The organism is Pseudomonas cistanchae, from assembly GCF_054483635.1.
On sequence record NZ_JBTLWN010000003.1, the window covers coordinates 146173 to 172818 of the forward strand.

The 26646-nt window shown below is 61.2% G+C and carries 27 protein-coding genes; 5 read left to right on the forward strand and 22 right to left on the reverse strand.

The features are described 5' to 3' along the window. Positions 1 to 16: 16 nt before the first annotated feature. Entirely contained in the window at positions 17 to 2005 is a 1989-nt protein-coding gene (locus ACX0MV_RS10715) for an acetyl/propionyl/methylcrotonyl-CoA carboxylase subunit alpha (protein WP_458982492.1), read from the forward strand. A gap of 102 nt (positions 2006 to 2107) precedes the next feature. Further along, positions 2108 to 2956 carry an SDR family oxidoreductase gene (locus tag ACX0MV_RS10720; RefSeq protein WP_458982493.1) on the forward strand — a complete coding sequence of 283 codons (849 nt, stop codon included), beginning with the start codon at positions 2108 to 2110 and terminating at the stop codon, positions 2954 to 2956. A 32-nt stretch (positions 2957 to 2988) separates the two neighbouring features. Here ACX0MV_RS10720 and ACX0MV_RS10725 read toward each other — a convergent pair whose 3' ends face one another. From ACX0MV_RS10725 to ACX0MV_RS10775, 11 genes are all read right to left on the reverse strand, one after another. Continuing rightward, positions 2989 to 3381, reverse strand: a complete 393-nt coding sequence (locus ACX0MV_RS10725) for a VOC family protein (protein WP_458982494.1) — start codon at positions 3379 to 3381, stop codon at positions 2989 to 2991. A gap of 50 nt (positions 3382 to 3431) precedes the next feature. After that, complete coding sequence (locus ACX0MV_RS10730) at positions 3432 to 3941, reverse strand: hypothetical protein (protein ID WP_458982495.1); 510 nt, start codon at positions 3939 to 3941, stop codon at positions 3432 to 3434. 50 nt (positions 3942 to 3991) lie between these two features. Then, positions 3992 to 4360 (reverse strand): hypothetical protein, encoded by a 369-nt coding sequence (locus tag ACX0MV_RS10735; RefSeq protein ID WP_458982496.1) that lies wholly within the window; start codon positions 4358 to 4360, stop codon positions 3992 to 3994. Beyond that, positions 4357 to 6849 (reverse strand): hypothetical protein, encoded by a 2493-nt coding sequence (locus ACX0MV_RS10740; RefSeq protein WP_458982497.1) that lies wholly within the window; start codon positions 6847 to 6849, stop codon positions 4357 to 4359. Before ACX0MV_RS10740 ends, ACX0MV_RS10735 begins: the two co-directional genes overlap by 4 nt. 103 nt (positions 6850 to 6952) lie before the next feature. Then, positions 6953 to 7660 carry a hypothetical protein gene (locus ACX0MV_RS10745; RefSeq protein WP_458982498.1) on the reverse strand — a complete coding sequence of 236 codons (708 nt, stop codon included), beginning with the start codon at positions 7658 to 7660 and terminating at the stop codon, positions 6953 to 6955. Beyond that, positions 7657 to 8253, reverse strand: coding sequence for an RNA polymerase sigma factor (locus ACX0MV_RS10750; RefSeq protein WP_458982499.1), 597 nt, complete (start codon positions 8251 to 8253; stop codon positions 7657 to 7659). The genes ACX0MV_RS10745 and ACX0MV_RS10750 overlap by 4 nt, the downstream gene beginning before the upstream one ends. Before the next feature lies 1 nt (position 8254). Further along, on the reverse strand, positions 8255 to 10018 hold the full coding sequence (locus tag ACX0MV_RS10755) for a vWA domain-containing protein (RefSeq protein ID WP_458982500.1): 1764 nt from the start codon (positions 10016 to 10018) through the stop codon (positions 8255 to 8257). An 86-nt stretch (positions 10019 to 10104) separates the two neighbouring features. After that, positions 10105 to 11541, reverse strand: a complete 1437-nt coding sequence (locus ACX0MV_RS10760; RefSeq protein ID WP_458982501.1) for an aminotransferase-like domain-containing protein — start codon at positions 11539 to 11541, stop codon at positions 10105 to 10107. Positions 11542 to 11682: 141 nt separating this feature from the next. Continuing rightward, entirely contained in the window at positions 11683 to 12489 is an 807-nt protein-coding gene (locus ACX0MV_RS10765; protein ID WP_458982502.1) for an OmpA family protein, read from the reverse strand. Next, positions 12486 to 12842, reverse strand: coding sequence for a DUF4398 domain-containing protein (locus ACX0MV_RS10770; protein WP_458982503.1), 357 nt, complete (start codon positions 12840 to 12842; stop codon positions 12486 to 12488). The genes ACX0MV_RS10765 and ACX0MV_RS10770 overlap by 4 nt, the downstream gene beginning before the upstream one ends. Before the next feature lie 9 nt (positions 12843 to 12851). Further along, positions 12852 to 13679 (reverse strand): substrate-binding periplasmic protein, encoded by an 828-nt coding sequence (locus tag ACX0MV_RS10775; RefSeq protein WP_458982504.1) that lies wholly within the window; start codon positions 13677 to 13679, stop codon positions 12852 to 12854. Between the two features lie 106 nt (positions 13680 to 13785). Between ACX0MV_RS10775 and ACX0MV_RS10780 the strand changes: the two genes are divergently transcribed. Next, positions 13786 to 14715 carry an alpha/beta fold hydrolase gene (locus ACX0MV_RS10780; RefSeq protein WP_458982505.1) on the forward strand — a complete coding sequence of 310 codons (930 nt, stop codon included), beginning with the start codon at positions 13786 to 13788 and terminating at the stop codon, positions 14713 to 14715. Positions 14716 to 14765: 50 nt separating this feature from the next. On the opposite strand, the gene ACX0MV_RS10785 is transcribed toward ACX0MV_RS10780, so the two are convergent. Next, positions 14766 to 15695 (reverse strand): electron transfer flavoprotein subunit alpha/FixB family protein, encoded by a 930-nt coding sequence (locus tag ACX0MV_RS10785; RefSeq protein ID WP_458982506.1) that lies wholly within the window; start codon positions 15693 to 15695, stop codon positions 14766 to 14768. Then, a complete protein-coding gene (locus ACX0MV_RS10790) occupies positions 15696 to 16445 on the reverse strand; it encodes an electron transfer flavoprotein subunit beta/FixA family protein (RefSeq protein WP_458982507.1) in 750 nt (249 codons plus the stop codon). Between the two features lie 318 nt (positions 16446 to 16763). On the opposite strand from ACX0MV_RS10790, the gene ACX0MV_RS10795 reads away from it, so the two are divergent. After that, the gene (locus tag ACX0MV_RS10795; RefSeq protein WP_458982508.1) at positions 16764 to 18428 is read left to right on the forward strand and encodes an electron transfer flavoprotein-ubiquinone oxidoreductase; all 1665 of its coding nucleotides are present in this window, start codon (positions 16764 to 16766) and stop codon (positions 18426 to 18428) included. Positions 18429 to 18485: 57 nt separating this feature from the next. On the opposite strand, the gene ACX0MV_RS10800 is transcribed toward ACX0MV_RS10795, so the two are convergent. From ACX0MV_RS10800 to ACX0MV_RS10815, 4 genes are all read right to left on the reverse strand, one after another. Beyond that, a complete protein-coding gene (locus tag ACX0MV_RS10800) occupies positions 18486 to 19055 on the reverse strand; it encodes a DUF1285 domain-containing protein (RefSeq protein WP_458982509.1) in 570 nt (189 codons plus the stop codon). Between the two features lie 11 nt (positions 19056 to 19066). Beyond that, on the reverse strand, positions 19067 to 19669 hold the full coding sequence (locus ACX0MV_RS10805; protein WP_458982510.1) for a DUF4823 domain-containing protein: 603 nt from the start codon (positions 19667 to 19669) through the stop codon (positions 19067 to 19069). 65 nt (positions 19670 to 19734) lie between these two features. Beyond that, a complete protein-coding gene (locus tag ACX0MV_RS10810) occupies positions 19735 to 20631 on the reverse strand; it encodes a radical SAM protein (RefSeq protein WP_458982511.1) in 897 nt (298 codons plus the stop codon). A gap of 26 nt (positions 20632 to 20657) precedes the next feature. After that, entirely contained in the window at positions 20658 to 21296 is a 639-nt protein-coding gene (locus tag ACX0MV_RS10815) for a TetR/AcrR family transcriptional regulator (RefSeq protein WP_458982512.1), read from the reverse strand. A gap of 75 nt (positions 21297 to 21371) precedes the next feature. On the opposite strand from ACX0MV_RS10815, the gene ACX0MV_RS10820 reads away from it, so the two are divergent. Beyond that, positions 21372 to 22505, forward strand: a complete 1134-nt coding sequence (locus ACX0MV_RS10820) for an aminotransferase class V-fold PLP-dependent enzyme (protein ID WP_458982513.1) — start codon at positions 21372 to 21374, stop codon at positions 22503 to 22505. Between the two features lie 203 nt (positions 22506 to 22708). On the opposite strand, the gene ACX0MV_RS10825 is transcribed toward ACX0MV_RS10820, so the two are convergent. The 5 genes from ACX0MV_RS10825 to mltG form a co-directional block, all read right to left on the reverse strand. Continuing rightward, the gene (locus ACX0MV_RS10825; protein WP_458982514.1) at positions 22709 to 23497 is read right to left on the reverse strand and encodes a TatD family hydrolase; all 789 of its coding nucleotides are present in this window, start codon (positions 23495 to 23497) and stop codon (positions 22709 to 22711) included. A 75-nt stretch (positions 23498 to 23572) separates the two neighbouring features. Beyond that, complete coding sequence (locus tag ACX0MV_RS10830; RefSeq protein WP_458982515.1) at positions 23573 to 23929, reverse strand: PilZ domain-containing protein; 357 nt, start codon at positions 23927 to 23929, stop codon at positions 23573 to 23575. A gap of 40 nt (positions 23930 to 23969) precedes the next feature. Next, complete coding sequence (locus ACX0MV_RS10835) at positions 23970 to 24956, reverse strand: DNA polymerase III subunit delta' (protein ID WP_458982516.1); 987 nt, start codon at positions 24954 to 24956, stop codon at positions 23970 to 23972. After that, positions 24949 to 25581: a dTMP kinase gene (gene tmk, locus ACX0MV_RS10840; protein ID WP_458982517.1), complete on the reverse strand. Its 633-nt coding sequence runs from the start codon at positions 25579 to 25581 to the stop codon at positions 24949 to 24951. Before tmk ends, ACX0MV_RS10835 begins: the two co-directional genes overlap by 8 nt. 9 nt (positions 25582 to 25590) lie before the next feature. Continuing rightward, complete coding sequence (gene mltG / locus ACX0MV_RS10845) at positions 25591 to 26643, reverse strand: endolytic transglycosylase MltG (protein WP_458982518.1); 1053 nt, start codon at positions 26641 to 26643, stop codon at positions 25591 to 25593. Positions 26644 to 26646: the final 3 nt, after the last annotated feature.

Here is a 26646-nt window from a genome sequence, read left to right on the forward strand (position 1 = left end):
CAGCAGGAGCACACAGATGCCCGCCTTTAACAAAATTCTGATCGCCAACCGCGGGGAAATCGCCTGCCGGGTGATGCGCACCGCCCAGGACCTCGGCTACCGCACCGTGGCCGTCTACTCGGAGGCCGACGCCAGCGCGCGCCATGTGCAGCAAGCCGATGAAGCCGTGTGCATCGGTCCGGCCCAGGTCAACCAGTCCTATCTCGTCATCGAAAACATTATCAAGGCAGCGCAGAAAACCGGGGCCGACGCGATCCACCCTGGCTATGGCTTTCTCTCGGAAAACGCAGACTTCGCCCGCGCCTGTGAGGCCGCCGGCATCGTGTTTATCGGCCCGACCGTGGAAGCCATCCACCTGATGGGCAGCAAACGCCTGTCGAAGATCGCCATGCTTGAAGCCGGCGTGCCGTGCATTCCCGGTTTTGAGGGCGCAGCCCAAGACGACGAAACCCTGAGCCGCGAAGCCGAGCGCATCGGCTATCCACTGATGATCAAGGCCAGTGCCGGTGGTGGTGGCCGTGGCATGCGCCTGGTCCACGAATCCTGTGAACTGCTGGCGCAGATCCGCACGGCCCGTTCGGAGGCGCAAAATGCCTTCGGCTCAGGCGAGCTGATTCTCGAACGTGCGGTCATCCAGCCGCGCCATGTGGAAATCCAGGTATTCGGCGACCAGCACGGCAGCATCGTTTACCTCGGTGAGCGCGACTGCTCGGTGCAGCGCCGCCACCAGAAAGTGGTCGAGGAAGCGCCCTGCCCAGTAATGACGGCCGAGCTGCGCCAAGCCATGGGCGAGGCAGCCGTTAAAGCGGCCGCCTCAGTCAACTATGTCGGCGCCGGCACCGTGGAGTTTCTCCTCGATCAGAGCGGCGAATTCTTCTTTCTGGAAATGAACACCCGCCTGCAGGTGGAGCACCCGGTCACCGAACTGATCACCGGCCAGGACCTGGTCGCCTGGCAGATTCGCGTCGCCGAAGGCCAGCCGCTGCCGCTTAAGCAGGATGAGATTCGCCTCACCGGCCACGCCATGGAAGTGCGCCTGTACGCCGAAGACGCCACGCAGAATTTCCTGCCGCAAACCGGCACCGCCCTGCGCTGGGAGCCGGCGCTACGCGACGGTATTCGCATCGACCATGGCCTGATCGAAGGCCAGGCCATTACGCCGTTCTATGACCCGATGCTGGCCAAGGTGATCGCCTATGGCGCGACCCGCGATGAAGCGCGGCGCAAGCTGGTGCGTGCGGTTGAGGATTGCGTGCTGCTCGGCGTCAACGGCAACCAGCGCTTTCTCGCCAACCTGCTCAGCCACCCCGAGTTTGCCGCCGGCAACGCCACCACGGCCTTTATCGCCGAGCATTTCGCCAGTGACCCGAGCCTAAGCCCGCAGCCACCCAAGGCCTGCGAACTGGCCGCCGCCGCCGCCCTGCTGTTCCAACAATCAGCCAATGCCCGCGCCCACCAACCGGGCCTCTCCGGCTGGCGCAATGCCGGCAGCGCACCCTGGCGTTTCCTGCTCAAGCAGGGCGAACAGGTATTTGCCGTGGAGCTGCAAGTACTGGCGGACGGCCCACAACCCAGCCTACTGGCCACTATTGGCGAGCAACAGGTCAGCCTCAAACTGCTGGCCAGCAACGGCCGCTGGGCCACCCTGGAGCTGGACGGCATTCGCCAGCGCCTGGCCTATCACCTGGCCGGCGAAAACCTCTGGCTGTATGGCCATAACGGCAATCTGCAGCTGACCGACATCACCCAACTGCCCGTCAGCAGCGCCGCCGGCGCCGGTTCGGGCAGCGTGAAAGCACCGATGGATGGGGCGATTGTCGAAGTGCTGGTCGAGGAAGGCGCCAGTGTCAGCAAGGGCCAGCTGCTGGTGGTCCTAGAAGCAATGAAGATAGAACACCCGCTCAAGGCCAGCATCGACGGCGTGGTACGCCGGATTGGTGTAAGCCGCGGTGATCAGGTGAAGAACCGTCAGCTGCTGGTAGAAATCGAAGCCAGAGAAGCCTGACTCCGTAGGGTGGATGGCGCCTTATCCATCCACCATCACGCCGCCAAGGTGGATGAGAAATACGTCATCCACCCTACATAACAACAATATTGGAGCACGCATATGTCACTGCAAGGCAAAACCCTGTTTATCACCGGCGCCAGCCGTGGCATCGGCCGTGAAATCGCCCTCAAGGCTGCGGCAGACGGCGCCAATATCGTGATTGCCGCGAAAAGCGCCGAGCCTCACGCCAAGCTGCCCGGCACCATCCACTCGGTGGCCGCTGAAGTTGAAGAAGTCGGCGGCAAGGCCCTGGCGCTGCAACTGGATGTGCGTGACGAAAACGCAGTCAAAGCCGCCATGGCCCAGGCGGCCAAGCACTTCGGCGGCATTGACGTGCTGATCAACAACGCCGGCGCAATCAAGCTGGTCGGTGTGGAGAAGCTCGAACCCAAGCGCTTCGACCTGATGTTCCAGATCAACACTCGCGCGGTGATGGTCTGCAGCCAGGCCGCCCTGCCCTATTTGAAAGAAAGCGGCTCCGCCGCGGGCAAGCAAAGCGCTGGTGGCCACATCCTCAATCTGTCGCCGCCGCTGAACATGGACAGCAAATGGTTTGCCCAGCACGGCCCCTACACCGTGACCAAATACGGCATGAGCATGCTCACCATGGGCATGAGCGAGGAGTTCAAAAAGTACGGCATCAGCGTCAACTCGCTGTGGCCGAAAACCATGATCGCCACCGCCGCCATCGAATTCGAGCTGGGCAGCCGCGACGCCTTCAAGCGCGCCCGCACGCCAGCGATCATGGCCGACGCCGCCCACGCCATTCTCAGCAGCAGCGGGCGCAGCATTAGCGGGCGCTTATTGATCGATGAAGATATTTTGCGTGAGCAGGGCCAGAGCGACTTCGAGCACTACCGTTTCGATCCCGCCGGCGGTGCGTTGATCCCAGACCTGTTTGTCGAGTGAGCCGAACGGGCGGCGAATCACCGCCCGCCCGATCAGCTACCCATTGGCGAGCACAGCTCTACCAGCGTGCCATCCGGGCAGCGCACATAGGCGACCGTCTGGCCCCAGGGTTTGGTCACCGGTGCGGCGATTTCCGTCGCGCCGGCTGCAAGCGCCCGTCCGTGGGCTGCGGCAACGTCCGTGGTAACAAAACCGACTTCCATGCCCAAGGGTTTGACCGAACTGTGGGCCGCTACATGGCCATCGGGAAAATTCATCTCGCCAAGTTCGTGGGCGGCGAACGCCAACGCCGTCGCACCGGTTTCCAGTTCGCCGTAGCTGCCGCTCTCGTGAAGAAAGCGCCGCGCGAAGCCGAAGGCCTGCTCGAAAAAACTCAGGGACGCAGCCACGTCCGGGACATAGACGATGGTGTAGGCAAAGTTCATGGAAGCTCCTTTTCTAGGGGGTAGACAAGTCAGGTTGCCCAAGCAAATGGCTAACGCTTGAATTCGAACTGCAGCTGCGCGCCCTCCACCGAATCGATGTAGTTCTTCTTGCTGTGCTCGTCGGTAATCAGGCTGCCATTCAATTGAAAGTTGTCGTCGGGTTCACCGCCAAACAGCGGGGGCAGCAGCGAGTCCGAAGGAATGTCGTCCGAGTCGACCAGCGCAGGCGGCTCAAGCATCTCGGCCGGTACACTCAGGTCCAGTTCGATATCCGGAATCGGCTCGGCAACCGGCGGCGCTTTAACGGTGGCGACCGGTTTCTTCACCGCGGGCTTGGGGCTCGGTGTGGCGACCGGGGCGGTAGCGACGGGTGCCTTGACGGCAGGTTTGGCCGCCGCCGGGGCTGCGACCTGGGGTTTGCGCTCAGGCGCTGGCGCAGGTCGGGCAGCTTGCGGTTGACGGGTCTCAACCTTGGCGGGCTTGGGCTCGGGTTTCGGCTCGCTGTCGCATGCGCTAAGGGCGAGCGCTAAAACCAAGAGAGAAGCGCGATAGATCATCATGGCAACACACTAATTGGCAATGAAGTTAAGGCTCGTCCGTTATCCGGCATCTAGCAAGGCTTTCGCGCGTCGACAGCACCTTGATCAGCCTGGCGCCCAATGAATACCGCACGCAACAGCAACAGGTAGGCCGCTGCGGTCACCAGATTGCCAACCCCGTTGATCACGCCATGCATCAGCGCCGGATGGAACGGCTCACTCCAGTCGACACTCAGCGACACCAGCAGGTTCAGCCCCACTGCCACCAATTGCCAGGCCAGCAGAATCAGCATGCTGGTCAGGCACAACTGACTGGCGCGGGGCGCAACTCGCCAATAGGTCAGCGCCATGGCACCACCAGCCAGCCACACCAGAATCAGCGGCAACAAGCCGATGTAGCTGATCAGCGGCAGCCAGGCCGCGGTTTCACTTGCCGTCATAAGGGTTCTCCTGCGGGTTTCCAAGGTGACAGTTGCTGGCGATCAAGGCGCTGCCATTGTCCGGCGCGGGGCAGTTCTGACCCTGGCATCCACAAGCCGCCGGTCGCGTGCAGGGGCTCCAGCGACAAGGCGAGCAGGTGCTCGAAGGCAATCGTATGGAGTTCGCCAGGGTCATCTTCCACCTGGTAGTCATGGGCGAACAGGCGCACCCGCAGTCCATCGCTGTCGAAGCCCTCGAAACACGGCATAAGCCCGATGGAAACCTGATCGCTGCGCAGCGTTTTCTTCTGCACATCGAGCAGCAACAGCAACCAGCTGTCGTTTCGATCATTACCGCTGCGGGCATCGAATCGATCCAGATGGCGGGTGAGCGCGAGATAACGGCCGTCGTCCGACCAGATCAGCGATGGCCCCAGGTCGGCCACTGCGCACCCGGATGCGGTAAGCAGGCAAGCGCCCTGGCGCGGCTGACCCTCGCGCAGATAGTTGTCCTGATAGCTGCTGTCGCTGCCGAACAACCAGGCCGCGTCCTGCGTGGAAGGTGCGGGCAGGATGAAATCGCCTACCGCATTGCCCGCCTGCGGCCGATCGACCAGGCGCCAGCTCGGTAGCAGGCGCAGACGGTCGGCCTCGATTCGAACCTCTGCCACCTGGTAATACAGCCGCGAGCCGCCTCGGGGCTTATTGAAACCGGCCGCGCTGCGGGCATCGGGCGCTGGCTGGGAAAACCGCCGCAGCGGCGTGCTGGTTTCCCCTTCCCCCAGGCGGCCTTGCACGTGGGCGAGGCTGATCACGCCGTCACGCACGTCATAGAGCCGCGCCACCTGCAACGGCTGCTCGAGCGCCAGCAGCTGCCGCGCCTGCACATCGGCGACCACCAGCCGGTGCGGCACCGCGGGAGCCTCGGCGAAGGCGATCAACACCAGGTATCGCCCGCAATCGGACACGCGATGGTCGAGGCACCACTCACCGTCCAAACACCATTCGCCGATACGGACGGCATAGGCGCCACGCAGCCCGTCGGAACTGTCGCGCAACCAGTGCAGGCAGGCGGCCTGTTGGCCTTGCAGCGGTTGCGAATGCACCGCGCTGATGCCCCGCCCGGCGATTGGCTCGAGGGCCGTCGCCAACTGCAGCGTGGTCAAGCGATGCTCGCCAGGCACTGCACGGCCCAGGTGATCATGGCCAAGCAGCACTTCGCTGTCGCTGTGGATGCTTTGCAGGCCATAGCCATAACCGAGGCGGTCGGTGGCGGCATAATCGAAATAGGCTTCGCGCCAGACCCGCAGGTTATCCAGCCGGGTCGGCGCGCCCCAGTTCGGTGTAGGCTCGCCGTGCAGCGCCTGCCAGGGCTGCGGCAGCACGCGCCAACCTGCGCCGCTTTGCCAGAGCCAGCAATCGTTGCTCCAGGTATTTTCCAGGTGATCTTCGGCGCGGGCGCGGCACACCAGCGCCTGGCCGTCGTCGCGCCACACCACTGCCTCGTCGGCATGGGCGAGCAAACCGCTCGGTTGCCCGTCCAGCAGCAGGCGGTAACTGGGATGGCTCAGGGGCGTCAACGGATTGTCCAGGCCGCGCAGGTTTGCCGGCACGTTCAATTCCGCGCTCAGCACATGCTCACCGGTGGGCGCGGTAAAGCTCAGCCGGCTGTCGTTCAAGCGATCGGCCCAGGCGGGCGCCAGCCAGAGGTCGGCAATGGCGATGAAGTCCTCGCTCTGTGCCTGGCACAGCAGATCCTCCAACTTGATTCGATAGCGCTGGTTGGCCACCAACGGGCTGTTGCGGCCCTGGATTTCACCGTCGCCAAACGCATCCAGCTCCCAGAACTCGCTGCATTCTGGGCAGCGATACAGCCGCCGTAACTGCCGGTCGAAAATCGCCAGACCCCACTGCTGACGGGACGGAACCGGCGCGGCGAAATAGCGCCCATCGCTGGAGAACCGCGCCGAGCTGCCCAGCCCCTCTAGCACCACGCCGTCGGGCAGCAGGTAATCGCAATAAGCAGGCCCGCCCATGGCGATTTCGCCCCAGTTGAAGGTATGGATCGGCTCGCCCTCGGGCGTCAGGGCCAGCACCTGATTGCCCCACGCGCTGAGGCCCTCAGGCTCTTCGTCGTCAACCGTCTGCGGCTTGGCAACGACCAGGCCCAGACGCAGCTCCAGCGTGGCCGCAGCCGCCAGCCCGAGCACGATCGTCAGCAGCGCGGCTATCAGGTTCCAGTATTCCGGCAGCGCCCGACCGAGCGAAAAGCCCAGGCCGATCAGGGCGGCCGTGAGCAAGCGGCTCGTGCCATTGGCAAAACCGGGGTAGCCCAGCTTGGCCGCCGCGCTCGTCACCGCGACCAGCACGATCACCACGGCGAGGGCCAGCAGCGGTGGCAGCATGGCGACCACGACAATCGGCACGATGAGAATGGCCAGCTGCCAGAGCAGTTCCAGCAGCAGGCGCGGCAGGCTTCTGCCGTCGGCGTCGAGGTTATTGGCGGGCATCACGCGCTCCCTGCGGCAAAAAAAAGCCATGCTAGCGGTTTGTCCGCGGGCGTGGCGTAAGCGGTTGGCAGACCGGTGAAAAACCTGTCACCCGCGCCGTGGGTCATTGCGGTATCGGATTGGCGCGCTCTATTCGCTCAAGGTTCGCGTCGATGTCCAGCTGCGGATACGCCTTCTGCAGACGCTGCCGGGCGCTGAGCGCCTCCTCGACCTTGCCCGCGCGACGGAGCTCAAGCAGTTGCAGCAGCCGTTTCTCCGCCTCGGGCTCAACCACCCTGTCGGCCTGCGCAGTGGCAGATAAGGACCGCTCTGCGCTATCCGCCAACGCCTCGGGCGCCGGTTTGGAGGCCTGCTCCATCAGCACGGGCGCAGCCTGCTGATCTTCGGCTTTTCGTGCGGAGGAATACGCCTGCATCCTGGGCGCGGGAGCCTGTTCGCGGGCCATGTCGTAGGCGGCGTCAGCCTCGCTTGTCGCTGGCGCGGCTGCCGGGGCCATTGCCGCGTGCGGGATCGGCTCATCGTAGCGCTCGGGTGTTTGTTCCAGGGTGCGCCAGGTCAGGCTCGCGCCAATGCCGACGCAGGCCAAGCCGGCCATCGCCACGGACCAGCGCTGGCGCCCGCTGTGGCCGAACAGGCAGCCATGCAGCCGTTGCGTCCAGCCTCGCTTGTCAGCCGCCTGCGCGGCGCGGGCCGCCGCCAGAATGCGCGCATCAAGCTCGGCGCCGGGTTCGCCCAGGCTGTGGTTGCGGAAGTGTTCGAGCATTGCCTGCTCGCGGGACGCGTCCTGCGATTCGTGTGGGTCGCGGTTCATGCGGATAACTCCTCGGCGGCCGGGTCAGCCAGCAGCCGACGTAATTTCTGCAACGCATAGCGCAAACGGCTTTTCACCGTTTCCGCCGGCGTGCGGGTCAGCTCGGCGATCTCGTGCAACTCCAGATCGCCGTGGGCGCGCAGCAGGAAGACTTCGCGCTGCTCGGCCGGCAGATCGGCCAGCGCGGCCTGCAGACGTTCCTGATCGCGGGTCAGGCTGAACTGTCGCTCGGGGTCGGCGTCGCTGCATGGCTGGTCATGCAGCTGCTCGTCGAACGCCTCATGCTTTCCCTCTTGGCGGCCGCTTTTGCGCCAGTGATCGATCAGCCGATTGCGCGCGATCTGGTACAGCCAGGTCTTGAACAGCACCGCCTCGCTTTGTAGCGACTGGCTGCGGATCAGGCTCATCCAGGTGTCCTGGAACACCTCTTCGGCCAGCGTCGGGTCGCCGCACAGGCCGCAGAGAAAACGGAACAGGCCGAGGCGATGGCGCTGATAAAGCAGCGCAAAGGCCTCGGCATCGCCCTGGCGATAACGCCGCAACAAGGCGGCGTCCTCTTCGTCGGGCAGTGGAGCAACAGGATGGGCAGTCACGCTAGTCGACCTTGGCAGCGCTGGGTGCGGGAAGTGAAGACGGAGTTTGCAGGCTTTGCGCCAGTTCGACCAGTTGCACGAACTCGCCACGCAGGCCGAAGCGGTCCTCGCCCTTGCCACTGCGCGCCAGGTCGGCGCTGGCGGCCAGGTCAAAGTCGCCGGTGTAGTGCGCGCCTTTCAGCTGCTGGGCGAAGGCCGCAACGGCGGTGGCGAAACGCAGATCCTCGCTGGCTTGGGCAATCGCCGGGGCGTTGCGCTGCGCCTCAATGGGGATTTCCACCAGCTTGCTGCTGCTCTGCTGCGGCGCCTTGTAGCGGATGCGCAGCAGCGCCAGCTCGCCCTGCTTGCCAGCGGTATTTTCCGCCTGCTGATAGCGCAGCGGCTCTAGCCAACCCTTATTGCCAGCGGGGACTATTTCATACAGCGCGGTGACGGTATGACCGGCACCGATCTCCCCGGCATCGACCTTGTCGTTGCTGAAGTCTTCACGCTTCAGCGCGCGGTTTTCATAGCCGAGCAGGCGGTACTCGCTGACCTGGGCCGGGTTGAACTCGACCTGGATCTTCACGTCCTTGGCCACGGTCGCCAGGGTCGAGCCGAGCTGATCGACCAGCACCTTGCGCGCCTCGCGCAGGTTGTCGATATAGGCGTAGTTGCCATCGCCGGCATCGGCCAACTGCTCCATCAACTGCTCGTTGTAGTTGTCGGTGCCGAAGCCCAGGGTGGTCAGGGAAATCCCGGTCTTGCGCTTGTCGGCCGCCAGTTGCTTGAGTGTCTCGAAATCGCTGATGCCGACATTGAAGTCGCCATCGGTGGCCAGCAGGATGCGGTTGATACCGTTCTTGATAAAACCCTGCTGGGCCTGCTGGTAGGCCAGCTGAATGCCCGACTCGCCTGCGGTCGAACCGCCTGCGGTGAGCTGATCGATAGCCGCACGGATCTTCGCCTTGTCGCTGCCCGCGGTCGGCTCCAGCACCACGCTGGATGAACCGGCATAGACCACCAGGGACACCTTGTCCTCGGCGCGCAACTGCTCGACCAGCAACTTCAGGGTGCTCTGCACCATCGGCAGCCCTTCGCGGCGGTCCATCGAACCGGAGACATCCACCAGAAATACCAGATTGGCCGGCGGCAACTCTGCAACCTGCATATCCGACGCCTTGATCGCGATACGCAGCAGCCGGCTCTGCGGATTCCACGGCGTCACCGCCAACTCAGTGCCGACGCCAAAGGGCGTATCGCCGGTCGGCAACGGGTAGGCATAGGGGAAGTAATTGACCAACTCTTCCAGCCGCACCGCCTCGGCCGGCGGCAACTGACCCTGGTTGAGAAAACGGCGCACGTTGGCGTAGCTGCCGGTATCGACATCGATACTGAAGGTCGACACCGGGGTTTCGGCCACCGCATGCACCGGATTGTCGGCCAGCTTCTGGTACTGCTCACGGCCCTCATCACGGTAACCCGGCGGCAAAGCATCGGGCATCGCCACAGGTGCGGGCGCATAGGCCACGCTCGGCATGATGAGGCTGTCTGTCGCCGCAGCTTTGCGCTGCACATGCACCTGCGCGGGCGCGGCTTCTAGCTCGTGCAACTCTGTACGCGGTGCCTGGCTTGCGTGATCGGCCACTATCACAGCACTGGCCGGCTTGGCCGCGGTGCGAGCCTCATCGGGACTGGACGCACTGCACGCGCCCAGGGCAATCAACACTCCAGCAGCAAAACCGGCAGCAAGGGGACGGCTGAGCAGAACGGAATAAGCGGTCATGGGGGTCTCTCCTGAGCAATCGAACGAACCATTCGCTCAGGTAGACGGGGCCCGTTGCCAATCCGGGTTAACCGCCTGAAAAATCCCTACCCCGCGCTGACTTCCTGACACAACTGACTGGACAACATGCCCAGGGTGATCAGCGCCCGCTCCGCTTCGCGGTTCCACGGGATGCCGCAGTTGAGCCGGAAGCAGTGATTGAACTGCTCGGTATTGCTGAAGATCAACCCTGGCGCGATGCTGATGCCTTGCTGCAGCGCGCGTACGTGCAAGTCCTTGGTGTTAACCCGTGCCGGCAGGCTGACCCAGAGAATGAAGCCGCCATTGGGCCGGGTGATCTGCGTGCCTTCGGGGAAGTGCTGCTGCACGGCCAACTGGAAGGCGCTGAGGTTCTTGCGGTATTCCTGGCGGATATAGCGCAGGTGACGATCGTACCCGCCGTTCTCCAGGTAGGCTGCCACGGCCATCTGCGTGACGCTGCAAGCCGAGTGGGTGCTGAAGGTCTGCAGGCGCTGGACCTCCTCCTGATACTTGCCCGCGACTATCCAACCGATGCGCACGCCGGGCGAAAGGGTTTTCGAGAAGCTCGAGCAATACACCACGCGCCCTTCCCGATCATGGGACTTGAGCGCCTTGGTCGGCCCCTGCTCGAACATCAGCTCGCCGTAGATATCGTCCTCGACGATCTGGATGTCGTAGTCCTCGGCCAAACGCAGCAGCTGCTTTTGCCGGTTTTCCGGCATGGTGCCGCCGAGCGGATTGCTCAAACGCGCAGTCAGTACCAAGGCCTTGATCGGCCACTGGTTGGCGGCCAGTTGCAGGGCTTCCAGGCTGATACCGGTGGTGGGGTCGCTGGGGATCTCGATGACTTTAAGACCCAGCAGATCCGCCAGCTGCAGCAGGCCGTAGTAGGTGGGCGACTCGGCGGCGATCAGATCGCCCGGCTTGGTCAGTACCCGCAGCGACATCTGCAGCGCATCGACGCAGCCGTGGGTGATCACCACCTCGGAGGGGTCCACTAGCACGCCGGCATCGCGCATGCGAATCGCCACCTGACGGCGCAGCGGCTCGAAACCGGGGCTGAACATGTAACTGAAGGCCCGCGCACTGTGGAAGCGCGTGACCTTGGCCAACTGCTGGTGCAGCGCGCGCACCGGCAGATATTCGACATGGGGCACGGCGGCGCCTAAAGGGAATACCCCTTCGCGCCGGGACTCGGTGAGGACCTGATTGATGATGCTGCTGCGGGTGACCAATCCAGGCCGTTCGACTCGCGCAATGTCCGGCGTAGGCGCCGTCAGGGCCGGGGTTTGATGCACGTAGAAACCGGATTGCGGGCGTGCGCGAATCAGCCCCAGGTCTTCCAGGTTGGCATAGGCCTGCAACACCGTGGCATGGCTGACGTTGAGCTGCGAGCTCATCTTACGCACCGAAGGCACCCGTTCGCCCGGCTGATAGACGCCGCGCCTGATGTCCTCAGCCAGCTGTTGGGCGATGCGCTGATAAAGCAACAGATTGGTCATTGCCGCTGTCTCCGGTTATTGAACCGTAACAGTAGCGCAAACCTGCTAAATTGCACCGGCACAGTTACATTCAACCTAGGGCGTACAGCTTTTCCCTGACCATAAAAAAACCCGGTTGCCCGGGTCTTTTAATAGCTGCCGTTAGCGCCTAGCGCCCAAACGCCCTTGCTCGTCGGAAAAAACGATCTCCACCCGACGATTCTGCGCCCTGCCACGGGCGGACGCGTTTTCCGCAACCGGAAAACTGGCGCCGTGCCCTACCACCTCGACCCGACTGCTATCGATACCGAGATCGACCAGCACGTCGGCAACGGTCTGCGCCCGTGCCTTGGACAGCTGCAGATTGGTCTGCGGGTCGCCACGACTGTCGCTATAACCTTCGATGCGCACTACTCGCTTCGGGTTCAGCTGCAGAAACTGCACGAGCTTGAGCACCGTCAGGTTTGCCGAGGCCTTGAGCTCGGCACGACCAGCATCGAAGAGGACGTCTCCCAAGGTCATCACCAAGCCGCGCTCGGATTCGCTGGTTACCAGGCTGAGCATCTGCTCTTCCAACCAATTGCCTTGCTCCTGCACGCTCAACAGCTTGGCTTCGCGCAACGCGAGTTGCAGACGCTGACGCTCCAGTTCGAGCTTAGCCGCGCGCTCCTGATTCAGGCTGAGGGCGCTGTGCTGCTCCGCGATCTCGCTGTAGCGCTGGCTCAGATAGGCGTAATGACTGACATCGTCGGCACTGCCCCAATAGCTCGATAACCTATCGGCGCGGGCCAGCGACTCACCAGCGCGAATCACATCTTTCGGCGCACTGCGCAAAACGTCCGGGTCTTCCTTGACCGCCTGGAAGCTGCTGCGCGCCGCCTCCAGCGCCTGGATGCTTTGCTCCGAAGTTGCGCAACCGGCGAGCAACGATGCCACGGCAGCGGTGAACAGCTGCTTGATCGTACTCATTGCAGCTCTCCCAACTGTCGCCGCAAGCGATTGATTCGCTCACTCAGCTGGCTTAGCTGAGCCTCGCTTTTCTGCGTCAGCACCTGCGCTTCGGCCAGCCGTGCGTCCAGCTCCGCTTGCTCGGCAAGCACCCGCGCCTGCTTGTAGTCGCCGTTCTGCATAGCCATTTGCGCCTGGGCCTGTTTTGCTTCAGCGGTTTTCAAGGCGGGCGATTGTTCGGTATCGGCGCCCAGCGCCTTGGCTTGGGACAGCGCTTGGTCGCTTAGGCGTAATTGTTCGGTAGGCGCCGGATCGCTGGCGCATGCGCTAAGGGCAAGCGCCAGCGTGACGGCACAAAGGCGTCGTGTGAACACAAGTAATTCCTACTGAGTAAGGGGAGTCGCAGGTGGCACCTGCTGCTCTTTCCACCGAGCAAGGTTGCGCTGCAACCACAGCTCGGGCATGCCGTCGGCGGCCAATTCTGCCATTTTCCTGGCGAGCTGTCCGCGCAGCCAGGGATCGTTACAGGCGGAGTTATGCGACAGCGTCAGGTACAGACCTTCGCTCGAAATAGGCGGCTCGAGCACTTCAAGCTGGCCTTCGAGACCCAGGGTTTCGGCCAACGCCAAGCCAGGGTAACGCTCGTAAAGCACATAATCGGTGCGTTTGAGGATCAACTTCTGAAACGCCTGACTCAGGCTGGATACGCCTTCCAGAGTCAGATTGGCTTTAGCGAACGCATCGAAATGCTGGCCAAAACTGTTGTTTACCAGGGTATCGCCGGTGCGGTTGCGCAGGTCATCCCAGCCTGAATAGGGAAATGCCTCGCCCTGGCGGACCCAGACCACATTGGGTGTGTAGAAAAATGCCGGGTGCACATAGTCCATGGACTCCAGGCGCGGCAAGGTCAGGAAAGCGCCGGCAATCAAATCAACCCGACCGGTGCGCACTTCTTCCTGAGCACGTGACCAGGGGCCGGTGTAGATCACGTCGATGACTACACCCAGCTCCTTGGCTACGTGCGCCAGCAAATCGGCATTGGCACCGATCAGCTGCTGAGGATTTGCCGGGTCGCGCCATAGATAGGGAGGGTATTCAGGGTTACCTGTCGCAACCAGGCGCTCACATTTGCCTGCGGCATTGGCCCAACCCATCACCAGGAAAAGGCTGGCGAACAGCAGCAAACATTTCAATGGATAACGCTCATACATTGGCGCTTCTCGCGAATGGTTGAAAGGCGTTCAACGCGTGCAAATTGTGCTCGATAGTCATGTTAGCTTAACCACCGCTCAATCAAGATTGCGATAAGGATGCGCTGTGAAAAAACTGATTTTCGCCCTGCTACTCATAGTCCTCGGTGCAGCGGCCACGCTCTACTACTCCCCCGCCACCCTACTCGCCAGCATGCAATTCATCGAACGCCAGCGAGCCGGGCTGTCGTCGGAACAGCTGACTGTCGGCGATCTTAGCATTCATTATTACCAGGGCGGGCCGACAGCTGCGCAAACCATTCTGATGGTTCATGGTTTTGGCGCAAACAAAGACAACTGGCTACGCTTCGCGCGCCATTTTACCGAGCGCTACAACGTCATCGCGGTGGATCTGCCGGGCTTTGGCGACAGCAGCAAACCGGCTGCCAGCTATGATGTCGGCACGCAGGCCGAACGCATCGCGGCGTTCACTGAAGCGCTGGGTATCGAGCAGTTGCACCTGATCGGCAACTCCATGGGCGGGCATATCAGCGCGCTGTATGCCGCACGCTACCCGAAGCAGGTTCTGTCCCTCGCGCTACTCGACAACGCCGGCATCACAGCGCCCGAAAAGAGCGAGCTGATACAAATCCTCGAACGTGGCGACCCCAACCCGCTGGTGGTGAAGACACCCGAAGAATTCGACCGGCTGATGAAATTCATTTTCGTCGAGCCACCAACCTTGCCCGCCAAAGTCACCCAGCACCTGGCTGAAAAAAGCATCACCAACAGCGCGCACAATGAGCAGGTATTCAGTCAGCTGATCAGCCGCTATATACCGCTGGAACCGGAGCTGGGCAACATCGAGGCACCCACCTTGGTGCTCTGGGGTGATCAGGACAAGGTGCTGCATGTCTTCAGCATTGAGGTGATGCGACCGCTGCTACGCAGACCAACAGTGGTCATCATGCAGGTGTGTGGCCATGCACCGATGATCGAGCGCCCAACGGAAACGGCATCGCACTATCAGGCATTTCTCGACAGCAACGCGAACTAGGCCCATAAAAAACCCGCTCGAAAGCGGGTTTTTTGTAGTCGGGAGGCTGGTTAAACCAGCTTTTCCAACTCAGGTACGGCTTCGAACAGGTCAGCAACCAGACCGTAATCAGCCACCTGGAAGATAGGCGCCTCTTCGTCCTTGTTGATCGCAACGATCACTTTGGAGTCCTTCATACCGGCCAGATGCTGGATCGCGCCGGAAATACCGACGGCGATGTACAGCTGCGGGGCAACGATCTTGCCGGTCTGACCGACCTGCATATCGTTCGGTACGAAACCTGCGTCGACAGCGGCGCGCGAGGCACCTACAGCAGCGCCCAGCTTGTCGGCCAGAGCGTACAGGTGCTTGAAGTTGTCGCCGTTCTGCATGCCACGACCACCGGAAACGACGATCTTGGCAGCGGTCAGTTCAGGACGATCGGACTTGGCCAGCTCTTCGCCGACGAAAGCCGACTTACCCGCATCGCTGCCAGTGGAAACAGCTTCAACAGATGCGGAACCGCCTTCGGCAGCAACCGGATCAAAACCGGTGGCGCGCACGGTGATCACTTTCACGGCAGCCGAGGACTGCACGGTAGCGATGGCGTTGCCGGCATAGATCGGACGCTTGAAGGTGTCGGCGCTTTCAACGGAGATGATCTCGGAGATCTGATCAACGTCAAGCGCAGCGGCAACGCGCGGTAGAATGTTCTTACCGTTGCTGGTAGCGGCAGCCAGAATGTGGCTGTAGCTCTTACCCAGCTCAGCTACCAGCGGCGCGACGTTTTCCGGCAGCTGGTGCGCGAAAGCAGCGTTGTCAGCAACCAGCACCTTGGCCACGCCGGCAATCTTGCCTGCGGCTTCGGCAGCTGCGCCGCACGCGGCACCTGCAACCAGAACGTGGATGTCGCCACCGATCTTCGCGGCAGCAGCCACGGTGTTCAGCGTTGCAGGGGCCAGGGCGGCATTGGTGTGTTCAGCGATAACCAGGATAGTCATTTAGATTACCTTCGCCTCGTTCTTCAGTTTCTCGACCAGTTCAGCCACGGACTTAACCTTGATACCGGCGCTGCGAGTAGCAGGCGCTTCGACTTTCAGGGTCTTGACGGTGGAGCCAGTGGAAACACCCAGGTCGCCCGGGGTAACGGTTTCCAGCGGCTTCTTCTTGGCCTTCATGATGTTCGGCAGCGACGCGTAGCGCGGCTCGTTCAGACGAAGGTCGGTGGTCACGATAGCCGGCAGGTTCAACGCAACGGTCTGCAGACCGCCGTCGATTTCACGGGTGACGTTGACCTTGTCACCAGCGACTTCAACCTTGGAAGCGAAGGTGCCCTGGCCGAAACCAGTCAGCGCGCCCAGCATCTGGCCGGTCTGGTTGTTATCGCTGTCGATGGCCTGTTTGCCCATGATCACCAGCTGCGGCTGTTCTTTATCGACCACTGCCTTGAGCAGTTTGGCCACAGCCAGAGAGTTCAGCTCGTCACCGGACTCAACCAGGATTGCACGGTCAGCACCCAGCGCCAGCGCGGTTCGCAGCTGCTCTTGAGCAGTGGCCGGGCCGATGGTTACGACAACGATTTCGCTCGCCACGCCCTTCTCTTTAAGGCGTACCGCTTCTTCCACGGCGATTTCGCAGAAAGGGTTCATCGACATCTTGACGTTGGCAAGATCAACGCCGCTGTTGTCCGCTTTGACGCGAACTTTGACGTTGTAGTCGACCACTCGTTTGACAGCTACAAGAACCTTCATGGATTCCTCGTTACTCTCCGGTGAATAAGAATGTCGCCAGAAGCGAACATGGCGGGAACTGCAGACCGGCGGAACCGGGAGCCAACCAATAACGGCAGACACAAAACCGCCCGTATCTTGACCGCACGACCTAGGCTGGTCAATACAGCGGACCAGCCAATCGTCAGCGATGTAGTAGGATTCTAACAGCCCTACAGAAATTCAAACAAACGTTTGTATTGGCCCATGCGTAGGGTCTGGATATAATGCGCCAGCATCGCTTAGGGAATGAGCCTGCCCGCCAAATAAAATTAGAGTGCCTTGAGTAGGAGATAGCCTGTGGAACGCGAATTTATGGAATTCGACGTCGTCATCGTCGGCGCCGGCCCTGCTGGTTTGTCCGCCGCCTGCCGACTGAAACAGAAAGCCGCCGAAGCGGGTAAAGAGATCAGCGTCTGCGTGGTCGAGAAAGGTTCCGAAGTCGGTGCTCACATTTTGTCCGGCGCGGTCTTCGAGCCGCGTGCCCTGAACGAGCTGTTCCCGGACTGGAAAGAACTCGGCGCGCCCTTGAATACCCCGGTCAAGCGCGACGACATCTACCTGCTCAAGAACGCCGAGAAAGCCAGCCGAATCCCTGATCTGTTCGTGCCCAAGACGATGCACAACCAGGGCAACTACATCATCTCCCTGGGCAATCTGTGCCGCTGGCTGGCACAACAGGCCGAGAACCTCGGCGTGGAAATCTACCCAGGTTTTGCTGCCCAGGAAGCGCTGATCGATGAGAACGGCGCGGTCTACGGCATCCTTACCGGCGACCTGGGGGTCGACCGCGAAGGTCACCCGAAGGAAGGTTATTACACCCCCGGCATGGAACTGCGCGCCAAGTACACGCTATTCGCCGAAGGCTGCCGTGGCCATATCGGCAAGCAGCTGATCAAGCAATTCAACCTCGACTCCGAAGCCGACGCTCAGCATTACGGCATTGGCATCAAGGAGATCTGGGATATCGACCCAGCCAAGCACGAGCAGGGTCTGGTCGTGCACACCGCTGGCTGGCCATTGTCGCTGATGGACAGCGAAAACACCGGCGGCTCGTTCCTCTATCACCTGGAAAACAACCAGGTGGTAGTCGGCCTGATCATCGACCTGTCCTACAGCAACCCGCACCTGTCGCCGTTCGACGAGTTCCAGCGCTACAAGCACCACCCGGTGATTGCCCAGTACCTCGAAGGCGGCAAGCGCGTTTCCTACGGTGCACGCGCCATTGCCAAGGGCGGTTTGAACTCCCTGCCGAAAATGATTTTCAACGGCGGCGCGTTGATCGGTTGCGACCTCGGCACTCTCAACTTCGCCAAGATCAAAGGCAGCCATACCGCCATGAAGTCCGGCATGCTCGCAGCCGATGCAGTAGCAGATGCTCTGTTCGCGGGCCGTGAAGGTCGCGATCAGCTGACCGGTTATGTCGACGCATTCAAGGCCAGCTGGCTGTACGACGAGTTGTTCCGCAGCCGTAACTTCGGCGCCGCGATCCACAAGTTCGGCACCCTGGCAGGCGGCGCGTTCAACTACCTCGATCAGAACATCTTCGGCGGCAAGATCCCGTTTACCCTGCACGACACCAAGCCCGATTACGCTTGCCTGAAGCCTGCCGCCGAGGCGCAGAAAATTGCCTACCCGAAGCCGGACGGCAAACTCAGCTTCGACAAACTGAGCTCGGTATTCCTCTCCAACACCAACCATGAAGAGGAGCAGCCCTGCCACCTGAAGCTCACCGACCCGAGCATTCCGCTGACGAAGAACCTGCCGCTATACGACGAGCCGGCGCAGCGTTATTGCCCGGCCGGCGTATACGAAATCGTCACCAAGGAAGACGGCGAGAAGAAGTTCCAGATCAACGCGCAGAACTGCGTGCATTGCAAAACCTGTGACATCAAGGACCCCGCCCAGAACATCAACTGGGTGGCGCCGGAAGGCACTGGCGGGCCGAACTACCCCAACATGTAATGCAGAAAAGGCTCCCTCGGGAGCCTTTTTCTTATCAGGGGTAATAACGCCTAAGCGTCAATCCGGTAACGGACCGATAGGGAAAAACGCCCCACTGCTCCAGACCCCTAACCAGCTTCTGCCCTCGATTTGCCGCGGCACAGCCAGCTCGACCAGTTGGTAGAACACATTGCGGTGAATCAGCGCTTCCAGGTTGCTGCGCACCAATATGTAAGGCGCCGGCTCCTCGGTGTTCGCATCCAGCTCAACCCTGAGCGGGTGCTCGGTGCCCGCCACGACCTCATCTTCAACATTGGTGATGAACCGCAGCAGCTGGGCCTCGCCCTCGCCTTCAACCTGCAACTCGACAGCCACGAACGGTGCGTCATCAACCTTGATCCCAACCTTCTCGACTGGGGTGACCAGCACATAATCATCGCCATCACGGCGGATAATCGTTGAGAACAGCTTGACCATCGGTTTACGCCCGATGGGTGTGCCCATGTAGAACCAGGTGCCGTCTCGGGCAATGCGCATATCGATATGACCGCAAAACTCCGGATTCCAGAGATGCACAGGCGGCAAACCTTTCTTGTCGCTCTTGGGGATCTGCGCCAACAGATCGTTGGCTTTACCGGTTTCAGTCATCAGGTTTTTCCTTAGCGGCTCACCCCGAGCAATTTGCGGGCGTAATCCTGCAACGGTGGGCCGAGCAAATCTTCCGGTTGAGTGTCGTAGGCCGTCAGAAAACCGCCGCGACTACGAATACGCGCAGTGTCGACGAGATAACGGGTATTGGTTTCGATCAGCATTAGCTGGATCACACTGCGATCGATGCCGAGTCGATCCAGTGCTTCTTGATCCTCCCATTCCTCGACAGTTCCAATTCGATCATCGGCATAGGCGAACCGGCTGTACAGCAGGTAATGCGCGCCGGCCGCATGGGCCTCGCTCATCGCCTCGTCGAGGCCCAATGGTGCACGGGCTCGCCTTACCAGCGGAAAATACTCGACGAAGCCTTTGAACGCCTCTTCGGCCACCACATTGGGTCGGGGATAGGCATTGCCCGGCGGAACGAAATGCCCCTGAGCAATGTAGATAAACGAGTCGGGCTGCAGACGCCAGCCGTTGGACCGGCGAGTCTGGCTGTGATCGAGAATACCGACGTCCCGCAGCTGGTCGGCGGCGCCGCCGGCCAGATCACTGACTTTCATGCAGCCGCTTAGGGCAATCAGCGTTATCAATACGATCAGGCTACGCATTACATTCCTCCCGGTGCCGGTGACGATAAACCGGCGGATCGCTCAGCAATGCAGGTTCCACGCCATCAAAGGCCGCGCTGCCACTCCTGACGCAACCCAGCACCTTGCGGCCGCTCTATGGCTTCACGCACCTGGGCGAGCAAGCGCGCTTTGTCTGCACCCAAGGTGCCCTTGAGGACCAGGTAGTTGGAGGCGTGATCGCTGCGAAACACCGTGTCGCGCAGCTGCAAGCCCTGTAACAGCCGCTCGACTTCGGCAAAAAGCTGAGCCTGACTTAGCGGCTGATAGTCGGCAAAGGCCTGACGAAAACGCGCCTCGCCCTGCGGAAAGCTGACCACCAGGGCGGAAAGAAATTCGGGCTGAGATTCATTCATCAACCGAGCCGAATTGTCGGCGTGCTGCATGCTTAGTTGTGTACCGCCGAGGCCGTTGAGAATCATCACGGAACGGTCGATACCGGCTTGCCCTAGCTTATCCAGGGCGCTGAGGCTGGAGGCAAAGGTTTCGCCTTTATTGACCCGCGCCAGCACCTCGTCGTCCCCCGACTCGCACCCCACGTACGCCATGCGCAGGCCGGCATCGGCCAGCTCTTTCAGCTCGTCCACCGACTTCTTGCGCAAATTGCGCGGCAGGCAATAGCTGGAGACACGCTCGACGGCCGGCATGAATTCGCGAATGGCAGACAAGATGGTCAATAAACGCCGGGTTGGCAGCACCAGCGCATCGCCATCGGCGAGAAATACGCGCTGCACGATCAATTGCTCGCCCGCCCGGCGGATCTCGTCCAGCACCTGGACTTCATCGCGGGCGCGGAATTTCTTCTGTGCCTGGGTATACATTTCGCAGAACGTGCAATTGTTCCACGAGCAGCCATTGGTAACCGGCAAGATCAGCGAATGGGCTTCGCTTGGGGGGCGGAACACCGGCTCGATATAGGCGATGGGAAAGGCGGTCACTGACACTCCGGCGTGGCTCCAGGCTGGCCAGCTCAGCTGGCTGGCGGCTCACCGTCGCGCTTGCGCTTGTTGCCCATGCGCACGCCGATATCCATCAGGAACTGAAAGAAACCTTCCTGATCTTCCAGCACGTTGCTCCAGAACGGCGAGTGATAGAGCGCGACAGCACCATGCACCAGCGCCCATGCCGCACAGTAATGGAAATAAGGCGGAACATCCTCGAGTTTGCCCTCGGCGATGCGACCCTTGATCAGTTGGGTCAGGCGCTCGAAGTTGGACGCGCGGATCTTGTGCAGTTGCTCGACCATCTCCGGCACTTGATTGCCCTTGACCACCTTCTCTTCCAAGCGGTCGAACAGCCGGTAACGTTGCGGATCGCGCATACGGAACTCGAAATAGGCGCGCGACAGAGCTTCCTTGTCGCGGTCGACATCGGCCGAATGCAGCAGCTCGTTCAGATCGCGCTCATAGTCGAGCATCAGGCGCAGGTAGATTTCCGCCTTGGATTTGAAGTGCTTGTAGATCGTGCCTTTGCCTATACCCACGGCGTCGGCGATCATCTCGACGGTTACGCTGTCTTCGCCCTGTTCAAGGAAAAGCTTGAGCGCTGTGTCGAGAATTTCCTGTTCGCGGCGGCGAAACTCACGGACCTTGCGGGGTTCTTTATGCATAAAAGGACTACGGGGTCGAAAATCGAAGGCGCGTATTATGCCTAACTACCGGCAAATTGCACGGATCATCCGACCATGTACGGTGTTAATGACGAGTTTCCGCAACTTTCTGAAATACGTTATCTGAATCACGCCGCTGTCGCGCCCTGGCCGCAGCGTGCCGTGGATGCAGTAACCCGGTTCGCGCAACAGAACGCCCGCACTGGTGCGCGCGACTATACGGACTGGTTATTGATCGAGCGCCGCCTACGGGATCGCCTGGCGCGGCTGCTCAATGCGCCTTCCAGCGCCGACATCGCTTTGGTCAAAAACACTTCACAAGCGCTGTCGTATGTTGCCTTTGGGCTCGACTGGCGCGCCGGCGATCAGATCGTGATCAGCAGCGAAGAATTCCCTTCCAATCGCGTCGTCTGGGAGGCGCTCCGGCCGTTAGGGGTAAAGGTTGTTCAGGTTGATTTGCACAACGGGGTTCCGGAAATCAGCCTGCTGGACGCCTGCGGTCCTCGCACCCGCCTTATGTCGATCAGCGCCGTGCAATTTGCCAGCGGTCTGCGCCTGGATCTGGAACGCTTGGGCCAAGGTTGCCGAGATCGCGGCGTGCTGTTCTGCATCGATGCGATCCAGCATCTCGGCGCCCTGCCCTTCGATGTTCAAGCCTACCAGTGCGACTTCGCGATGGCGGACGGACATAAATGGATGCTCGGTCCTGAAGGCCTTGCAGTGTTCTATTGCCGGGGCGAATTGCGCGAGCGCCTGACGCTCCATGAGTACGGCTGGCACATGCTTGAGCACGCTGGCGACTATCAGCGTCAGGACTGGCAACCAGCCCGCAGCGCTAGACGCTTCGAATGCGGTAGCCCGAACATGCTCGGAGCAACGGCGCTGGAGGCCAGCCTGTCGCTCCTTGAAGAAGTGGGTATGAATGAGGTGGCCCAAGCCCTGCAGGCGCGCGTGCAGGGGTTGATCGATGGCTTGCAGCAGATTGCTGGCGTCACGCTACTCAGCCCCGTCGCCCTGGATAGGCGCGCCGGTATTGTCACGTTCAGCCTGAGCGGCTGGGATAATCAGCGCCTGCATAAGCGCTTGAACAGTGAGCAGGTGGTGTGCGCGCAGCGAGGCGGCGGAATCCGGCTTTCACCGCACTTTTACACCGAGGAGCGGGTGATCGACGAAACCGTTCGGCTGCTAGACCAGTTGGCGTCTGGCTGAGAACTCAACAGTAGTTTGGGTATTCCAAATACGTTTAAGAACGGCCGGTTTTGCTCTGGACGATTAACAAACTTGACCAATACTCATACGTACTGGCGCGCGGCATCCCCCCAAGTGTCCCGCCAGGCAGGGTACCGTGGACCGCGTACCTTGATTACTCCTAATGGTCTTAACCCGGATTCGCCCCCAGAACCCGGGTTTTTTTATCTGCTATTCAACCGGGCAAGCGGAAACAGGCGCTGGAAGTTCGCACCCGTCTGCTCGGCAAGCTCGGCGTAGCTGACACCTCGCAAGACCGCCAGATACTCCGCCACATCGCGCACGTATTCCGGCAGATTCGGCTTGCCTCGATGAGGTACGGGAGCCAGATAGGGCGAATCGGTTTCAACCAGCAACCGGTCCGCCGGCACCTGGCGAGCCACCTCGCGCAGGGCCTCGGCATTGCGGAAGGTAACGATGCCGGACAGCGAAATATAAAAACCGATATCCAGCGCAGCCTTGGCCATCTCCCAGTCTTCGGTAAAACAATGCAGCACGCCGGCCTGCGGCAACGCCGCCTCGCGTAACAACGCCAGGGTATCGGCGCGGGCTTCGCGGGTATGCACAATTACCGGCTTGCCGGTTATATGTGCGGCCTGCAGGTGCAGGCGGAAAGCCTGGCGCTGCAATTCGGCTGCTTCGGGTTGGTAGTGGTAGTCGAGGCCCGTTTCGCCAATGGCAACGACGTTCGGATGATTAAGCTCGGTGAGCAGCCAGTCCAGAGCCGGTGCGGCGCCAGGCTCAAGGTCAAGCGGATGGACGCCGACCGAACAGTCGACATCGACGTATCGCTCGGCCAAGCCCTTGACCGCCGCCGCATTGTCAGCGCTGACGCCAATACAGAGAAAATGCCCGACGCCACGTGCACGCGCGGCATCTAGCGCCCTATCGAGCGAACCAGCGTGGGCTGCCAGATCGAGACGGTCCAGGTGACAGTGGGAATCAACCAACATGGGCAGCGATCACTTGAAGTCGGTGCCGCAGCGGACACCTTTATTGCCAGGGAAACCATGTAGAAGGTCCGCGTGTTACATGGTGTGCGTCGGGCGATCCGATGTCAGTGCACCGGCCAGGTAGGTCTCAATTTTATTGCGTGCAGTGTTGTCGCCATCGTTGAACTGCACGCCGACCCCCGCAGCGCGGTTGCCCTGAGCGCCCTTGGGGGTGATCCATACAACCTTGCCAGCCACCGGGATCTTCTCCGGCTCGTCCATGAGATTGAGCAACATGAACACTTCATCGCCGAGCTTGTAGCTCTTGTTGGTGGGGATAAACAATCCACCGTTTTTGACGAAGGGCATGTAAGCGGCATAGAGCACGGATTTGTCCTTGATGGTCAAAGACAAGATTCCGTTACGCGGACCCAAATTAGGTGGCAAGCTCATGCGGCATTCCTGATTTTTTATAGTACGGGATGGGGCGATTCTAGCGTGGTCCGGGCAGGCTTGCCCACTGCACCAGCAGGGCTTCGAGAAGCAAGACACGGTTAAGGTTGGCCTTGCCCAGCACTTTCTGGCGCTGCACCAGCAACCACTCCTGGATGTTCAGCACCTTTGCCTGGGGCGACTTCTCTGCCAGGTACTGCACGACCTTGCGCATATCGGGCTGACCAAGACCCGCCTCGTCACGCGTCAGTTGATAGCGCAACAGCAACTGCGACCAGTCGCAGAACCAGTCGAACAGCAATTGCAGAGACACGGCATTCCAGCTTTCGGCCAATTGGCTGGGCGCTATCTGTTGCTTGATCAGCTTCTTAACGCCATCCACCACCTGGGCGCGCTGCTCACGAACGCCTTGGGCATGCATGCGCGTCGCGATCAATGGCGAGCCTGCCGCCAAGTAGAGCAGCTCCGCGCGCTCATCATCGGCACAATCCGGCAGCGCCTCGGCCAGCCACTGCATGCTCAGCGCCTCGCTGGGCAATGGGCAGGCCTGCTGCACACAGCGGCTCTTGACCGTTGGCAGCAGACGGCTGGGCTGGTGGCTGATCAGCAGCAGAACCGTATCGCCGGAGGGCTCTTCAAGGCTTTTCAGCAACGCATTGGCGGCGTTCAGGTTCATCGCCTCGGCCGGCTCAACGAGCACCACCTTGCGTCCGGCGAGCTGCGCGGTCTGCACCACGAAGCCCACCAACTCACGCACCTGATCGACCTTGATCGCTTTGTCGGCTTCTTCCGGTTCCAAAATGAAGTTGTCGGGGTGGCTACCGGCCGCTAACAGGTAGCAAGACTTACACTGGCCACACGCGTTCAGGCCGTCTGGTTTCTGGCACAGCAATCGCGCCATCAGCCGCTCAGCCAGCGCCCGCTTGCCGATACCGGCAGGACCGTGCAGCAGGTAGGCATGTGCATGTTGGGTGCGACCAGCCAGTTGCTGCCAAAGCGCGTTTTGCCAGGGGTAAACGTCAGCCACGGCGCAATTCCAGAATGTGCGGCAACAGCGTATCCAGGGCTTGCTGCACCTCAGTCAACGGCTGTGCAGCATCGACGATCCGGTAGCGCGATGGTTCAGCGGCCGCGCGCTCCAGGTAGGTTCGCCGCACCGAATCGAAGAAGCCGCGACCTTCCTGCTCGAAACGATCAAGGCGACCACGGGCAGCGGCGCGGGCGAGACCAACCTCTACCGGCAAATCAAAAACCAGAGTCAGGTCCGGTCGTAATGCATCCTGAACAAACGTTTCCAAGGTCGCGATGCGCGCAACCGAAAGGCCACGGCCGCCGCCCTGATAAGCGTAGGTCGCGTCGGTAAAACGATCACACAGCACCACGCAACCACGAGCCAGTGCCGGGCGAATGACGTGGGCCAGATGCTGGGCGCGGGCGGCAAATACCAGCAGCAGTTCGGTATCCGCTGCCATAGGCTCTGCATTGGGAGTCAACAGCAGTTCGCGGATCTGCTCGGCCAATGGCGTTCCGCCGGGCTCGCGGGTCAACAGGACCTCGACCCCGCGCTCCGCCAGGCGCCTGGCCAGGTAATCCCGATTGGTGCTTTTACCGGCGCCCTCGGGGCCTTCCAGGGTGATAAACAAACCGCTCACGGGCTGTCCTTATTGATTGCTGGGCTTGGCGGGCGCCGGGCTAGAACGATAATCCGCACGGCGCTTGAGCTGATACTCACGCACTGCACGGTTGTGTTCATCAAGACTGTCGGAAAATACGTGACTGCCATCGCCACGCGCGACGAAATACAGGCTGCTGCCCGGTGCTGGGTGCAATGCCGCGTGAATGGCTTCGCGGCCGACCAGTGCGATGGGCGTGGGCGGCATACCGTCGATGGTGTAGGTGTTGTAGGGCGTTGGTTCGCGCAGGTCGGCACGCGTGATCTTGCCGGTATAACGCTCACCCATGCCGTAGATGACGGTCGGGTCGGTTTGCAGGCGCATGCCGTTGCGCAGGCGCCGCACGAACACGCCGGCAATTTCGCCACGCTCCTGGGGTACGCCGGTTTCCTTTTCGATCATCGATGCCATGATCAAGGCGTCATAAGGCTCCTTGTAGGGCAAACCCTCGGCGCGTCCTTGCCATTCTTCAGCCAACACGTCTTGCAAGCGCGCATATGCCTGCTTGAGCAAATCAAGATCACTCATGCCGCGAACGAAGCTGTAGGTGTCGGGGAAAAAACGACCTTCCGGGTTCACGCCCGGCTGCCCCAGGCGTTTCATCAGTTCAGCATCGCTCAACTCACCCAGAGTGAGCTTGAGCTTGTCCTGGCGCGCCAGTGCCGCGCGCACCTGGCGAAAACTCCAGCCCTCGACCAAGGTCAGGCTGTATTGCACGACCTCGCCGCGGCGCCAGAGAGCGAGCATGTCGACGACCTTGAGACCTGGCGTCAGACGATATTCACCGCTGTGCAGCGGCTGGTTTGCGAGGTTGAAACGCCAGTACTGACGTAGCCAGAACGCGCCATGCAGCAGCCCTTCGCTTTCCAGGCGGTTAAGCACGCCACCAGGCGTAGCGCCTGCTGGCACCTCGATCAGGCGCTCTTCGCTAAGGTTGAGCGGTTGCTGCAGCGCTGAATGCTGTTGCCAGGCAACGAACACCACCAATACGGCGGCCAGCAGAACACCGCCTTCGAGCAGCAGTAAGAGTTTGCGTATCACGAA